Here is a 15,967-nt window from a genome sequence, read left to right on the forward strand (position 1 = left end):
TTTAATTCAAATAACATGGAAAAGAAATCAATTTCAGAGTTTATTAAAAATAGTAAATTCCTAACCATAATTAATCTATATTCAGTAAGAATACATCTTTTGTGCTGTATTATTTTTCTAAACGGCTGTGATAATTTTGTGGAGGTCGAACTTCCTTCCTCCCAGCTGACAGCCAAAACGGTTTTTCAGGACAAAGCCACTGCTGATGCCGCTATGGTCAGCATTTATGCTTCTATGCGGGACTCGGGTATGCTGACTGGAAGCAGAACCGGAATGTCAAACCAGATAGGAAACTATGCAGACGAACTTGTATATTATGGGACGGTTACCGGCTCTACCATAAACTTTTACAACAATTCAATCCTGCCGTCAAATTCGGATAGTACAAATTGGTGGAACACTGGCTATAACCAAATTTACAAAGCAAACTCCATTATTGAAGGAGTAAATGCTTCCCCTTTATTGGCTGTTGGTACTAAGAATCAATTAACTGGAGAAGCTCTGTTTATAAGGTCTCTGTTTCATTTTTATATGCTGAACTTATTTGGAGATTCGCCCTATGTTACCTCAACGGATTATAAACAGAATAAAGAGCTCTATAGGATGCCTGTTTCGGATCTTTATGCTCATATCATAGCCGATCTGGAACTTGCAGTTTCACTATTACCAGAAAAATACATTTCCATCGACCGGATACGCCCCAACAAATCGGCTGCAATGGCATTACTCGCACGAGTTTATCTTTACGATGGTAAATGGGCTGAGGCGGCCAATGCCGCTTCCTATCTTATTAATAATACAGCTGTCTATAAATGGGAGACAGATCTGGATAAAATATTCCTGAAAGAAAGCGGTACAACAATTTGGCAGCTTATTCCCCGTACGGTGGGGCAGAACACCCAAGAAGGCGAAACATTCATATTCACGGCAGCACCTCCCAGACTCGTGGCTTTGAGCGAGCAGTTTGTCAATGGATTTGAACCCGGTGACCAGCGCAGGGTTTTTTGGATAAAATCATTAACTAAAGGAACCAGCACCTGGTATCATGCCAATAAATACAAACAAAAATCAAACACTTCAAGCACTGTGGAGTACTCGATACTATTACGCCTTGCAGAACAATACCTGATTCGGGGAGAGGCGCGGGCGCAGCAAGGTGATCTTATTGGTGCAAAAGAAGATTTGAATAAAATCAGAAACACCGCTGGTCTTACAGGAACAAAAGCCATAAGCCGAGAAGAAATACTTAATTCCATACTGCAGGAAAGGAAGGCAGAATTTTTCACGGAACTCGGACACCGCTTTTTTGATCTGAAAAGGGCAAATCGGTTGGATGAAGTACTACAGCCCATAAAAAAGGGATGGAATACCACTGACAGACTCTTCCCCCTGCCTGAAACAGAAATGGCATTGAACCCTAATCTAACGCCTCAAAATCCAGGATACTAACAATGAGAAACGATAACATAAAACATCTCTTAGAGCGTTATGTCACATCGATTAATGGACTATGGGTGTGCTTCATAATGTTAGCCGCCCATTTCATTCCATTGGATGGATTTGGACAAAACAGTACTAAAAAAAATCTCACAGCTGAGGATTATTCCTTATGGAGTTCACTTAGGGCTGAAAAACTTTCCGAAAACGCAAAATGGATAAGTTTTTCGCTGAACTATGAAACTGGAAACGACTCCTTATTTGTTAAAAACAGTAAAGGAACAAAGACTTATGCCTTTCCAAATGGACAAAAAGGAGAATTTAGTGGAGATGAATGGTTCATCACGATTTGCCAAAAAGAGGAGTTAATGATTATTAACTTACGTACAGCAGAACAGGAGACTATTCCGAATGTAATCAAATTTGATTTAGGCGCAGATACTAGAGATCTAATCATTCTAAAAAAAGGAAAAGACGGAAAAAAACAGCTGGAGATCAAAAATCCTGCTGATAGTAAATCGATTGTTATAAATGATATAGAATTATACTCCTATTGCCGAAAAACCAATACAATTGCCTATTGCACAGCATCTGAAAAAAATACAGCAATAGCCTTGCTGAAGTTGCGGGATAAAACAACAGTCATAGTATCAGGTACTATTAAATCTTGTGAATATTCCGATATTGTATGGCAGGAAAATGGAAGTTCAATTGCTTTCTTACAGCTTCTTGTGGGTGATGACAAAAAAACAAAACGTACCGCAGTCGGTTATTATAATATAGCAGAAAATAAATTATATACTTTTGACCCGGCAATACAAGATAGTTTTCCCTATGACACAGAAATTACATCATCGTCTTTTGCAAACTTACAAATTGCCCCCGACGGGAAAAGAATATTCTTTGGATTACAGAAGACCGTTGCTGCAGCTGATTCTTCCCAAATACAAGTTTGGAATACAGATGACAAAACCATTTATCCTTCTAAAATACAAATTGCCGATTGGAATAACATAGCAAAAGCAGCTGTATGGTGGCCTCACCAAAATCGATTCAGCCGGATTACCGATAATGAATTCCCAAAAATGATGTTAAACACAAACCAGACCCATGCCTTGTTATTCAATCCGCTGCAATACGAGCCCCAGTCTAATTTTGATGCTCCTGTGGATTTTTATATTTTGGATCTGTCAACAGGAGAAAAAAAATTAGTTTTAGAGAACCAAAAAGGAATCAACGGGAGTGTTTCTATATCAGTATACAAAAAACAGATAGTCTACTTTAAAAATAAGCATTGGTGGATTTATGATATCATAAGCGGATTACACAGAAATCTCACTAAAGATCTAGGAGTTGCTTTTTCCGATGACCAATCCGACTGGGGGGAGGAGGCACTCCCTTATGGTAATCCAGGATGGAACGAGGAAAAAAACACTCTCTTTCTTTACGATAAGTATGACATCTGGTGCATTGCTCTCGATGGCTCAGATTCTTTTCGATTAACCAATGGACTGGATACAAAAACAACATATAGAATTATGCCTCAATCTTGGGATCAGTCCATCAAAATGAATTATGACGGTAATTATAAAGGGCAGTTTCATGGTAATGACAGGCTGGTAATTAAGGCAGAAGGACTTGAACGAAAAGGATATTGCTTTTGGAATAAAAAAACTGGTTTACAGCAATTGATAAACAAGAAAATGAGAATTCCTCAATTCATTGCTTGTGAGAAAAATAATAGCTATGTTTATACAGAAGAAAATTTTAATTCACCACCAAGATTAGTAATTAAAGAAAATCAAAACGCGAAGGAAAAAATAGTGTTCCAGAGCAACCCACAGCATATTAAATACAGCTGGGGAACCTCAAAAATTGTTTCTTACACCAATTCCAAGGGGATTAATTCAAATGGAATTTTGTACTATCCTGCGGATTATCAATCCGATAAAAAATATCCTTTGATCGTGCATGTCTATGAAAAACAGACAAAAGATTTATATAAATACATTAAACCGTCCGAAAATAATCCCACAGGATTTAACATTGCCAATTTTACATCAAAAGGATATTTCGTTTTGTTGCCAGACATCGTTTATGAAGTAGGAAATCCAGGTTCTTCTGCAGCTGACTGTGTAATTGCAGCCACAAAAAAAATTATCGCAGGCGAATCCATTGACAGCACTCGAATAGGGATTATTGGTCACTCTTACGGGGGCTATGAAACAGATTTCATAATTACCCAGACTAATATGTTTGCAGCTGCAGTTGCGGGCGCAGCTATTACAGATTTTGTAAGCGGTTATCTATATGTGGCTAAGAATATGGAAAAACCCAATTTTTGGCAATATGAATTCGGACAATTGAGAATTGGTAAATCACTTTATGAAGACTATGCCGGATACCTTCAAAACTCTCCGATATATCATGCCGGCAAAGTGAACACACCTCTATTATCATGGGCAGGCGAACAGGATTATCATGTCCATTACTATCAGAGTATTGAGTTTTACTTAGCTCTCCGGCGTCTTGGCAAAACAAATACGATGTTGCTTTATCCTGAGGAAAGTCATATTCTTTCTAAAAGCGCTGACCAAAAGCACCTAACAAACAGTATTGAAAAATGGTTTGATTATTATTTAAAAGAGGGCAGCAATGTAAAGAAAACGCAGGTTTTTAATAACAGCAGGAATTGATTAATACTAAAAATCAATGCAGTCCCTCTTGGAACTGCATTGGCTTTTACATAACAATCAGACTACGGTCTGTAGATCTCTACAGCACATTGGTTGGCCGAATTCTTGCCAAACAATTGAGCTCCAGACGGATCCATGCCTACAGTACAAATGTCGCCATTATTGACTGTTGAACATTCATCGTGTGCTTCACAGGATGTCCCTTGTGGATTTAGTTTAACATACCCTTGAACAGAAGAAATTGTTCTGGAATGTACATTCATAGCATTGGTTGTAAGAGCACCGGCTATCCCAAGTGCAATTACCGCTGCAGGCATAACCTGTCTCAAAAAAATTGTTTTCATAATTACAAAGTTTAAAATGTTAGCGATCTACTCTTTTACAGGTTTTCGATCTATTCCCTGACACCGGCCGATATGCGTTTATAAAAGTTGCTTCATTTTGATTTGAAATACGAATTCGTTATTCCCTTATTTAATTTATAGCACACCAAATACCTCCCTATAAATCCGTAAAAATTGTTATCTAAAACAAAAAAGCGGCGCATTTTCTCATTATCAATGTGATAGATATAGAAGCTGCCTTCGTAGGAATTGGTGTTAAGATTATATATATCGATGATACTGGCTTGGTTCCACATTTCAGAAGGCTCATATTTTCCAAGGAGTGCTGAATTGACAAACAATAAATTTTTACAGACTGCACTTGCTTTATTAACAATCAAGGGCGGTGCCGCCAGTTTTCGTTCGTTTCTCTTTGAGATTTCAGCTATCTTAATCTGGGCTTTGCTTACTGTATCAATAGTCTTTCCTCTATAGTTAAGATTAAGCGACCGGTCAGCAACTACAAATTGATTACGATACAGATAGACATAAACCATTTTTTTAAGATCATTATCAAAATGTAACATTCCATCAACATCAAAAATTCCGTCAATTTGCTTCTGTAGTAATTTAGAATTAAAAGTTGCTTTTGATGCCCTTCCGAAGAAAAGCGATCCAAGGGTAATCTCACCATTGAAAGTGTTGCTCGTGCGAAAAGCTAATGTAAGTGAATCGATTAATTGGTAATGAGAAAAAGTAGTTGCTCCATTCCATTTCACGTATCCATTCCAATCTTTGATTTTTCCTTTAAAAATAACAGGGACAGATCCGTCAATAAGATAAAAATTGGGTGGTAAAACACGGACCTGAACAGATTGAAAGGCAAAATTAGTTCGATTGGGATGAATCCTGAATTCTTGACTTTTATGTAACAGTGTATCCAGTGTTGTAACCAAAAGAGGGGCAGTTGAATTTCCCAAATATATTCTGTTTTTGGAATAGCCCGCAAAATAATAAGAATTAAACTTGAGGTCAATTTGATTAACTTTTATAGCATCGCTGGGAAAACGGCGGACAAAATTGTTTCGATGATGAATAATATCTTCAGATAAATAAAAAAACAAAAAAACAATTCCAGCACTTGCTATAGCCGTTGCCAAAAGGGATAAATAAATAGCTTTTGATTGAGCAGTAACTGCCTTTGTTCTATTTTGAAAAAGAAATAAAATCCCGATAAAGGCTAAAAGCACGAAAAAAACATTAAATATCAGATGTTCTTTCCATCCCATTTTTTCAAGAATACCTCCACAGGAACAGGGGATAAAAGAACTATGATTCAAAATAATATAGATATAAGCTGTAAACATTATCATCAAGCCAAAGGCTGCAAAAAGACCTATTAATCTCCATTCTTTAAAAGCAATCAGCAATGCAATACTTAATTCAAGCACGGGAACTAGCCATGCTATCGATCCTGCAAAAGCACTTAATAGAGGTGATTGCCCTAATTGAACTTGGAAATTTTCAAAGTCTAATACTTTGCTGACTGCAGCATAGACGAACAGTAAAATATATAGCAGACTTATAAAGTCTAAAAAAATATTTTTTGTTTTGGAATTCAGAATCATAGAATTATAGATTTTAGTGCCACAAAGTAAAATTCTGAATTTCAAAACAATAACGCTTGTCTTATTGGGAGCAATACTTATCCAAAACGGATTATGATTAAATAATAGCAGGAGCAAATTCCACTTGTAATAGAATATTCATGAATAATTACAGAAATCAACTTATGAAAACGTCCTTTTCCGCCCTTATATTTTTCCGCCTAAAATCACGATAAGGATTTACGCGCTGGCGGTGGGGAGTGACCCGAGAGTCGAGTGTGAAACACGAGCGTCTGGGTCGCGATAGGACAAACCGAATGAAGTGAGGTTCATCGAACACCAATAAAAATAAGAGTGAAGTGAGATAAATCTGTTCGATGATTTTTGGTGTAAAAATATTCTAGGCTTGAAATCGAAGATTCATGAATACCAAAAAAACAATAATAAAACATGAATATTTTTTGTTTCTTTTGCATCAAGGCAAATCGAAGATTCAGCGAACACCGTTAATAATAAGAATTAAGTGAGCTAAAAGAAAAAATCTTCTTTAATCTTCCAGTAAAGAAGTAAAACCAGTTTCATTTCGCTTCATTTCGTTTGGTGACAAACCAAAACGTTTTTTAAAGGACTTTGAAAAGGTGGGATAATTATTAAAACCATTCATAACCGAAATATTTTTTAAAGGAATCCCTGAATGCTCCATCATAAAATAAGCTCTTTTCAAACGTTCATCATTATAAAATTGATAAATACTGGTCTTAAAAAAATGACGAAAACCATCTTTTAATTTATGTTCATTAGTGCCAAATGTTGATGAAAGCACTTTTAGTGATGGAAGCGGTTCTTCAAGATGAGCTAAAATATAATCATAAAGTTTCTGTATCAAAAGTGCATCTGCCTTTCTGGTTTTACTATGTTTCTCATTTTCATTCTCGTAGGCCAAAGGATCATAGGAATCTTGCAAGACAGGAGTAACAAGATTTAATATAATTTCCGAACAGTTAATTAGCTTTCCAATACTGCAGGCAACAGAAACAGGCAAATGTTCTTTGGGAGTAAAATCTAAAGTAATAGTTATTGGTAAGGTAATATTTGTGTCAAATACTTCTTGAAGCCGTACTAAAGAAGTCTCGGTAATAATGCCGGACAAAGGTTGGTTCAACAGCTCAGATTCCGAATAGTCCAAAAATAGAATAACTTCTGGAGTAAAACTTTTGATAAAAAAAGAAGCATCTAAAACAAAAGTAGTTTGAGTTATAAATTGATATGTTTTATGAGAATTAACATAGCCGGCAGGAAAAATGGATTCTTTCATTTCTTCAGCAACCATATTGATTAAAACAACAAGTGTTTCCAATTCGTCATCATAGGAACTTAAGGGAATACGGCTGTTGAAATTGCCTCGCGCCATCTCAAATAACATTTGATGCATGGTAACAATACGCTCTTGGTTATGCAGTCTTTCCATAATACTGAGTATGCAGTTCTATTCTCTATTTTCTTCCCTCTAAATAAATTGCTTCAAATAAGCCAATGCTTCATCGTGTTTATTGAAGATTTTTGTGGGTACTGAGGGTTTGCTTATTTCTAAATAAAAAGAGCTGATTGTTAGGGATACTTTTTCGTGTATAACAAGCCCAACGGCTTGTGTCAGTATGGAACCCGATTGGGCCAAATAGTCCCGTCCGGCTTTATCAGTCGAAATAATACCGCGGATATCACACAAAACAGGGTAAGACCTTTCGTTTTGAAAATGAATTCTATCGGTTACAACACACTGAGCTGTCTTCAGATCAATAATAGTATTGGGTTTATATTCAAAAAAGAGAATATTATCCGCAATCCAAAATCGGGCATAGTCGTTCTCAAAAAGATCATGGGCTGCAATCATGTTCTGATAATTTAATAAGATAATATTTTAACAAAAATATAAACATTTACTAACAGTTCAGTTGCCAATTTGGGATTATTTGTTGCAATTTGTAGTATTAGTTGTCAATTCGGGAATATGACTTGTCAATTTGGGAGTATTAAAGAATTAGATGAAATAACTTTCATTTTTTATAATGACTTTTAGAAATCTATTTTAAAAAAGACCAAAAAATAACTAACAAATGGCAAAAATCAAACACAATAACTTCATCGATACAGTGGATGAGGTTTTGTCTGGAGCTAAAAAAGAAGGTGTTTTGCACTTATATGCAGAAGGCAAAGTTTTAACAGGCAGGACAATCCAAATCAATGGAAAGGAAATGTTTCATTTCGGGACAACTGGATATCTGGGACTAGAACAAGATATTCGATTGAAAGAGGCTGCAATAGCAGCCATAAACAATTATGGTACGCAGTTCCCGCTTTCAAAATCATATATTTCACATCCGCTTTACAGCGAACTGGAGAGCAAAATCGAACGAATGTATGGCATTCCGCCTATTATTGCCAAGAACAGTACACTGGGACATTTAGCGGTTATTCCAACACTAATAAGAGATGAAGATGCAGTTATAATGGATCATCAGGTACACTGGAGTGTACAGAATGCCTGCCAGCTTTTAAAACTGCGGGGAATTCCAGTTGAAATGATTAGGCACAGTAATTTGACGATGTTGGAAGATAAAATCAAACAGTTAACATCGAAGTGCAATAAAATCTGGTATATGGCTGATGGCGTATACTCCATGTTTGGGGATTACGCACCTATTCCTGAATTATTGGATTTGACTCAAAAATACCCTCAGCTTAATTTCTATTTTGACGACGTTCATGGTATGAGTTGGAGAGGTAAAAATGGAACTGGTTTTATCTTTGACACAATTAAAGAACTTCCAGAAAATTGTGTAGTAGTAAGTACATTAAGCAAAACCTTTGGAGCCAGCGGTGCAACGGTATTTTGCAGGAATCAGAAATTAAGAGATAAGATTAAAAACTTTGGCGGACCGCTCACTTTTTCTGCTCAATTGGAACCTGCATCTGTAGCGGCAGCAATTGCTTCAGCAGACATTCATTTATCACCTGAAATTCAATTGAAGCAAAAAGACTTAGCTGATAAAATAGGCTGTTTCAATCAATTATTATCAATGGGAGATCTTCCTATAATTTCAAAAAATGATTCGCCGGTTTTCTTCTTGGGAATGGGTACACCCGCAGCGGGTTATAACTTTTTAAAACGTTTATTCAAAGAAGGATTTTTTTTGAATTTAGGAATTTATCCTGCTGTACCTATAAAAAATACTGGAATTAGAATTACGCTCTCCAGTCACAATCAAGTCGAGGATATTAAAGCATTAGCCGAAGCAATGGAACACCATTTTCCTAAAGCTTTGGAAGAAACTAATAGCAACGAAAATAAAATAAGGCAGGCTTTTGGGTTAGGAATTGGGAAAGTACAAAAGATTTCAGAATCAAAAGAACAGGAACTCTTTATTGAAGAAAAAAACACTATTCAGGATATCGAAAAATCAGAATGGGATCAATACATGCGGAGACAGAATATTTTCGATTGGGAAGGACTCGTTTATTTGGAAAAAACATTCAGTCAGCACCCAGACCCAGCGCATCAATGGGATTTTTACTATTACACCATCAAAGACAGTGAAGGCAATATTATTCTGATGACTTTTTTTACTTACGGACTTTGGAAAGACGATATGCTGGCAACTGAATCGGTCTCCATCCACTTGGAAGAAATAAGAAAAACCAATCCTTTATACCTCACCTCAAAAGTACTGGGCATGGGGTCTTTATTTACAGAAGGAAAACACTGTTTCATCAATCATGAACATCCTTTAGCAGAGAAAGCAGTAAAACTTTTATTGGATAGTATAGATGAAAAATACAATACATTAAATGCAGATATGTTGGTTGTAAGAGATTTTGAAGAAGGAAACAAATACAATAAATCAATACTGGATCAGGGGTATATCAAAATGGACATGCCAGAATCCTGTGTGGTGCAAAGCCAAGGATGGAGTACTAATGAAGAATTTGCTAATGAATTATCGTCCCGGTCACGGAAACATTTCAATAAAGAGATAGAACCTTATGAAAAACACTATGATGTTGTAATAAAAGATAAATTAAGCAAATCAGAAATAACAAGAGCATACCAGCTCTACAACAACGTAAAAGACAATAATTATGCCATTAACACATTTCGATATACCCAAGAAGTTTTCGAGAATATGAATGAAAACCCCAACTGGGAGTTTATTGTTTTAACACTGAAAGCTGAAATAGAAAATCCATTTGTAGGAGTGATGTTTTGCTACAAAAACAACAATTACACCTATGTCCCGGAATTAATAGGAATGGATTATAAATGGGCAAAAGAATACCAGCTTTACAGACAATTGCTGTTCCAGACTATAAAAAGAGCCAATACTTTACAGTTTCAAAAAATAGATTTTGGCGTGTCTGCTTCTTTTGAAAAAAGAAAGTTAGGAGCTAAAATAGTTCCAAAACTAGCCTATGTTCAAGCAAGAGATAATTATGCAATGGAATTAATGGGGACACTACAAAATGAATATAAAACACGAAATTAATTTTAAATTTAATTAGAACAAAATTATAAAATTAACCCGCTTTTCGCTCCCCTCTCCTTTGGAGAGGGGCCGGGGGTGAGGTTTAAACAACAAACCCATGTTTAAAAAAACGATCGAATCATTTAATGATTCCTGCAATGGAATATTGGAAGCAGACGAAACAATGCAAAATAAAGCTGGCAATGGAATTGTATTGTGCAATAAAACATTAACAAGTTTAAAAGAAATAGTAGATAAAAAAGATTTCAATACCGTTCCGGAAGAGATCGATTTTTTCAAAAACATTAAACCAGTTCCGATGAGTTTATTGATTTATTTTACAGAAGTGCGTTCTTGTGAATTGAGAATGCCCAAAGCAGGAAACTCCTATAAAGTCCAGTTCCTCCAAAAAGAACTGCGAAAAATCAATAAGTTCTTTTATAAAAATGCCGACTTTGTACATTATATGGAACAGGGATGCAGCTATCTGGATCATCAATTCTTTACTAGAAACCATCGTGATAATTTTCCATTTACCCCCATGACTGATCATTATCAATTTCCGGAATTTTCAACCTCACAAGATATGCTTTGGGCAAAAATAAAAGCGATGTACCGATTCATTCACTACATCCGTGAAGCAATGCAAAAACTCAATGCTGGTAATGAAATGATGTTCGAAGAAAAGAAACACAAAGTATTGGTATGGACAGCTCCCAAAACTGCAATTACAGAGTTAATCTATGCTTTATACTCCAATGGCTCTCTTAATAATGGTGCAGCTGACATCAATACTATAACTGCATCTTTTGAAGATTTTTTTAATATCAAATTAGATAACATATACAAAACCTACACCGAAATTAAAAGCAGAAAAAGTAGTAAAACTAAGTTTTTAGAAGAGTTAACGTTCAACCTCAAACAAAAAATCAATAAAGAAGAGGAAGTCTAAAAACTCGTAACCTTTTCGTAACTACGAAAATCAAAATGCAGTAAAGTGATACATTCAAAATCACATGTACTGCATTTTTTTATGGATTTAAATGCCTGTCCGATAACACTAAACTCTTCTTTGTAAATAAAATTCCCCTCCTCTGGAGGGGTGTCCAACGGGCGGGGTGGTCATTTATTTAAAAAAAACGTTCCTCAACTTATAATTCATCCCACAGTTCTTCCCCCCTCTGTCATTGCGAAGAATGAAGCAGCCCGGAGAGGGGCTGGGGGGTGAGGAAAATGTTAAATTTCATCGTAACTACGAAACGCATAGGGAAAGAAAATGAAATAAAGCATTCAATTTTGTCAAAGAAAAAAAGACAGAACTTCTTTTTTTATGAAAAGAACTAACTATGCGTAATCAATGAAAATAGATCAGAAAAGAGTATGTATTTATCCAAAGGACATTCAGATAATTACTGGTAAAAGTTATAAATATTCAAGGTTGCTTCTTATTGAAATCAAAAAGAAGTTGAATAAAAATGAACATCAGTTTATAAGCATCGAAGAATTCTGTTTATACACAGGACTAAAATTAGAACAGGTACAGCCGCTCATTATTGGATAACAGTAGAGCCTCTTTCCACTGTAAAGCCCTTCCCATCAAAAAAAACACATGGTATTTAAAGAAATCTGTGAGAATCTGTGCAGTCAGTGGCAAAAAACACATGGTATTTAAAGAAATCTGTGGGAATCTGTGCAGTCAGTGGCAAAAAACACATGGTATTTAAAGAAATCTGAGGGAATCTGTGCAGTCAGTGGCGAAAAAACAGACATGGTATTTAAAGAAATCTGTGGGAATCTGTGCAGTCAGTGGCAAAAAAAACACATGGTATTTAAAGAAATCTGCGAGAATCTGTGCAGTCAGTGGCAAAAAAACACATAGTATTTAAAGAAATCTGTGGGAATCTGTGCAATCAGTGGCAAAAAAAAACACATGGTATTTAAAGAAATCTGTAGGAATCTGTGCAGTCAGTGGCGAAAAAAAACACATGGTATTTAAAGAAATCTGTAAGAATCTGTGCAGTCAGTGGCAAAAAAAACAGATGGTATTTAAAGAAATCTGTGGGAATCTGTGCAGTCAGTGGCGAAAAAAAACACATGGTATTTAAAGAAATCTGTGGGAATCTGTGTAATCAGTGGCAAAAAAACAGATGGTATTTAAAGAAATCTGTGGGAATCTGTGCAGTCAGTGGCGAAAAAAAACACATGGTATTTAAAGAAATCTGAGGGAATCTGTGCAGTCAGTGGCTAAAAAACACACATGGCATTTAAAGAAATCTGTGGGAATCTGTGCAATCAGTGGCAAAAAAACACATGGTATTTAAAGAAATCTGTGGGAATCTGTGCAGTCAGTGGCGAAAAAAAACACATGGTATTTAAAGAAATCTGTGGGAATCTGTGTAATCAGTGGCAAAAAAACAGATGGTATTTAAAGAAATCTGTGGGAATCTGTGCAGTCAGTGGCAAAAAACACATGGTATTTAAAGAAATCTGAGGGAATCTGTGCAGTCAGTGGCTAAAAAACACACATGGCATTTAAAGAAATCTGTGGGAATCTGTGCAGTCAGTGGCAAAAAAACACATGGTATTTAAAGAAATCTGTGGGAATCTGTGTAATCAGTGGCAAAAAAACACATAGTATTTAAAGAAATCTGTGGGAATCTGTGTAATCAGTGGCAAAAAAAACACATGGTATTTAAAGAAATCTGTAGGAATCTGTGTAATCAGTGGCAAAAAAAAACACATGGTATTTAAAGAAATCTGTGGGAATCTGTGTAATCAGTGGCAAAAAAACACATAGTATTTAAAGAAATCTGTGGGAATCTGTGTAATCAGTGGCAAAAAAAACACATGGTATTTAAAGAAATCTGCGAGAATCTGTGCAGTCAGTGGCAAAAAAACACATAGTATTTAAAGAAATCTGTGGGAATCTGTGCAATCAGTGGCAAAAAAAAACACATGGTATTTAAAGGAATCTGTGAGAATCTGTGCAATCAGTGGCAAAAAAAAACACATGGTATTTAAAGGAATCTGTGAGAATCTGTGCAATCAGTGGCGAAAAAAAACACATGGTATTTAAAGAAATCTGTGGGAATTTGTGTAATCAGTGGCAAAAAAAAGTATTGAATGAAAAAGCCCAGACCGTTAGGTATGGGCTTATAAAATTCAAAATTCTTTTCATTTCCTTTTCCTTCGTATGAGCTTTTTCAGCAGTATCGAAATGCTAAAACTGACAACCGCTCCTATAATAGCAAGAACAATAGTCTTCAAAACATCTTCCGACTGCAGATTGGGCACCATACTCAGAAAAGTACCACTGATAGTTCCCATCAATGGACTGTTACTGGCTTGCATCAGGATTCGAAATTAGGGTGAGTAGTCAATTGGCTGACGGCAGATAATACAGTGCCGGCAGCTGTCAGATAGCCGGCAATTGAAATCAGCGCAGGTGGCAGTGCTATTGGAGCAGTAATAACACTGACACCAGCAGTTGCGAGAACAAGCCCGATAGTGCGAAGAACTTTAAAGAATTTTGGAGTAGGAGCAGTAGCTCTTTTTAGAATACTCATAATAGGTATTTTTAAGATTGAACAAGTAATAAAACACTCTCTTTTTCGTCAAGTTTTGGATAGACCAATTTCTTAAGCTTTAGAAAAGCTGGTCTGGATTGGAGTCCAATTCCTGAACCCGAAAGTTGGGTAACTGGAGCAATACAGCCCTTCAGTTCTTTTAAGGCATTATTAGCGGGATGAAATAAAATTAAATTTCTATTGTTAACATCCATAATTTCTAAATGCCATCTGAATTTTCTGCTGTATCGCTTACATACAAAATATTCACCTTCTGGAATGCAGGAAACCTGGCTTGCATTGTCTTTCCACGGCAATTCAATCGTATAACAGATTATTTTGCCATTGCAGACAAGTTTCCCATTTGTGCCTCCTGGAAAATACGTTCTGGTCAATAGTAAAACCATCTTATATACCGTTTACTGCCGCCAGAGCCAATGGGTTGTAAGTTCCATTTTTAAGGGAATACATTTTGCCGTTGACTTCTTGGTAAAACTCCATTCCTAAGGCTAAAAAAAGTGGTTTTCCGCTATTAGGGGTTACCATATTAATATGAGAAATAGCTGATGTAGGCTGTGTATCCCATGGCAGTGGCAGTGTCTCCGAATGCGATTCAATAAATGTTTCTGCTTCAAAATCTATTTCCGTTCCTGCCGATATGATTTTAAAATGAGTGGTACCAGCTGGAGCAGCTATCATGTTGGCAGGTACAAAAGAAGCGAAATCAACAGTGATTGCACCACTGACACGCTCAATTGCTGCGGTATACGGGGCAAACAGACTGGTGCCTAATGTTCCATTGATATTAAATTCGAAGCCAATTAACAATTCCGCTTCTCCGTCGATAATATTCCGCATCCCGCGTTCACTGGTGCTGTCAGCCTGAATTACTTTGATCATAGACTGCGTCAGTCGGCTGACCATTCTGCTGTCAGCAGTATTTAAAAGTAAGGATCGTATGGAAGTCCTCAAAACTTTGCCAGCCTTTCCCGCTCTTCCAAATTCAGCACCATTCTCACGGGTGCGCTGAAAAGCAGGATCATTTGCAATTCGTTTTGCATCGATTCCTCCTTTTTCACGAGCCATGTGTCCGTCTTTAGTTTTGTAAAAAGTAATATCCCCGATAGTTCCTTTTAATTTAATAATGCCTTTTTGCTGAGCCATAATTTCTGTTAGTATAATGTTGATGTTTAAAATGTTCGGTACATTTTTTCAAACCTTACAAATCAGTTTCGATGCATCTAGAAGCGGATTTATAATGCAAAGGTGTTACTATCGTATTTAGTATCAAAGGCATAGGGTTCAGGAACAGCCAATAAGTGCTGTAAAGATCATTATAGCTTTTTTTGCCTATAGAAAAACCTCGTTAATTGTCCTGAATGATTATAAGAATTTAAGAGCCTGTTTAAATTTCATTCGTCTCAAATAGAGTTTAAAACGATGCACTTTCAGTGCATCCCGCTTTAGTTTTTAAAAAAGTTTTTGCCACAGATTACAGATAAAAAATGATTTTAAATCTGTGAATCTGTAGCAGAATTTCATCAATTTTCGCAGTCCAGCGTTGCAGACTTTCAGTCTGCCTAACCAATTCTATGGACTTTCAGTCCATAGTAGTTTAGTCTTGAGATTTATTATTAGATGATTTTTGAGTGAAACTAGGCGGATTTTTATAAAATAGCAGCGCTATTGTATAAAAAATTAACGAAGTTGTAGCCAAAAATCGTCATGAGAGAGCCAATAAATAAAACTTAAACAGCACGGCATTCACATTTAAAAAAAGATAAACATGAATTTCACCAATTAACACTAATTCTTATC

At 36.1% G+C, this 15,967-nt stretch carries 13 protein-coding genes; 6 read left to right on the forward strand and 7 right to left on the reverse strand.

What is annotated here, in order from left to right:
• Positions 1-15: 15 nt before the first annotated feature.
• Both OZP07_RS10260 and OZP07_RS10265 read left to right on the forward strand, forming a co-directional pair.
• Positions 16-1,449 (forward strand): RagB/SusD family nutrient uptake outer membrane protein, encoded by a 1,434-nt coding sequence (locus OZP07_RS10260; protein ID WP_281638283.1) that lies wholly within the window; start codon positions 16-18, stop codon positions 1,447-1,449.
• Positions 1,450-1,451: 2 nt separating this feature from the next.
• Positions 1,452-4,133: an alpha/beta hydrolase family protein gene (locus tag OZP07_RS10265; protein ID WP_281638284.1), complete on the forward strand. Its 2,682-nt coding sequence runs from the start codon at positions 1,452-1,454 to the stop codon at positions 4,131-4,133.
• Between the two features lie 62 nt (positions 4,134-4,195).
• Here the strand turns inward: OZP07_RS10265 and OZP07_RS10270 are convergent, their stop codons facing one another.
• The 4 genes from OZP07_RS10270 to OZP07_RS10285 all read right to left on the reverse strand — a co-directional run bounded on the left by OZP07_RS10270 (position 4,196) and on the right by OZP07_RS10285 (position 7,954).
• The gene (locus tag OZP07_RS10270) at positions 4,196-4,477 is read right to left on the reverse strand and encodes a DUF6520 family protein (protein WP_281638285.1); all 282 of its coding nucleotides are present in this window, start codon (positions 4,475-4,477) and stop codon (positions 4,196-4,198) included.
• Between the two features lie 92 nt (positions 4,478-4,569).
• Positions 4,570-6,084, reverse strand: coding sequence for a DoxX family protein (locus tag OZP07_RS10275; protein ID WP_281638286.1), 1,515 nt, complete (start codon positions 6,082-6,084; stop codon positions 4,570-4,572).
• A gap of 526 nt (positions 6,085-6,610) precedes the next feature.
• On the reverse strand, positions 6,611-7,531 hold the full coding sequence (locus tag OZP07_RS10280) for a helix-turn-helix domain-containing protein (RefSeq protein ID WP_281638287.1): 921 nt from the start codon (positions 7,529-7,531) through the stop codon (positions 6,611-6,613).
• Positions 7,532-7,570: 39 nt separating this feature from the next.
• Positions 7,571-7,954: a DUF7793 family protein gene (locus tag OZP07_RS10285; protein WP_281638288.1), complete on the reverse strand. Its 384-nt coding sequence runs from the start codon at positions 7,952-7,954 to the stop codon at positions 7,571-7,573.
• A gap of 223 nt (positions 7,955-8,177) precedes the next feature.
• Here OZP07_RS10285 and OZP07_RS10290 point away from each other — a divergent pair, with 223 nt between their 5' ends.
• The 4 genes from OZP07_RS10290 (at position 8,178) to OZP07_RS10305 (ending at position 13,074) form a co-directional block, all read left to right on the forward strand.
• Complete coding sequence (locus OZP07_RS10290) at positions 8,178-10,604, forward strand: bifunctional aminotransferase class I/II-fold pyridoxal phosphate-dependent enzyme/GNAT family N-acetyltransferase (protein WP_281638289.1); 2,427 nt, start codon at positions 8,178-8,180, stop codon at positions 10,602-10,604.
• Positions 10,605-10,701: 97 nt separating this feature from the next.
• A complete protein-coding gene (locus OZP07_RS10295) occupies positions 10,702-11,535 on the forward strand; it encodes an RteC domain-containing protein (protein WP_281638290.1) in 834 nt (277 codons plus the stop codon).
• Between the two features lie 405 nt (positions 11,536-11,940).
• The gene (locus OZP07_RS10300) at positions 11,941-12,144 is read left to right on the forward strand and encodes a hypothetical protein (RefSeq protein WP_194642811.1); all 204 of its coding nucleotides are present in this window, start codon (positions 11,941-11,943) and stop codon (positions 12,142-12,144) included.
• Between the two features lie 696 nt (positions 12,145-12,840).
• Complete coding sequence (locus tag OZP07_RS10305) at positions 12,841-13,074, forward strand: hypothetical protein (protein ID WP_281638291.1); 234 nt, start codon at positions 12,841-12,843, stop codon at positions 13,072-13,074.
• An 859-nt stretch (positions 13,075-13,933) separates the two neighbouring features.
• On the opposite strand, the gene OZP07_RS10310 is transcribed toward OZP07_RS10305, so the two are convergent.
• Genes OZP07_RS10310 through OZP07_RS10320 form a run of 3 tightly spaced genes read right to left on the reverse strand, consistent with a single transcriptional unit; the run spans position 13,934 to position 15,313 of the window.
• Positions 13,934-14,149: a hypothetical protein gene (locus OZP07_RS10310; RefSeq protein ID WP_281638292.1), complete on the reverse strand. Its 216-nt coding sequence runs from the start codon at positions 14,147-14,149 to the stop codon at positions 13,934-13,936.
• 11 nt (positions 14,150-14,160) lie between these two features.
• A complete protein-coding gene (locus OZP07_RS10315) occupies positions 14,161-14,556 on the reverse strand; it encodes a DUF5675 family protein (RefSeq protein ID WP_281638293.1) in 396 nt (131 codons plus the stop codon).
• Between the two features lies 1 nt (position 14,557).
• On the reverse strand, positions 14,558-15,313 hold the full coding sequence (locus tag OZP07_RS10320; protein WP_281638294.1) for a hypothetical protein: 756 nt from the start codon (positions 15,311-15,313) through the stop codon (positions 14,558-14,560).
• Between the last annotated feature and the right edge of the window lie 654 nt (positions 15,314-15,967).

It is taken from the genome of Flavobacterium marginilacus, from assembly GCF_026870155.1.
In the GTDB taxonomy this organism is placed as follows: Bacteria; Bacteroidota; Bacteroidia; order Flavobacteriales; family Flavobacteriaceae; genus Flavobacterium; species Flavobacterium marginilacus.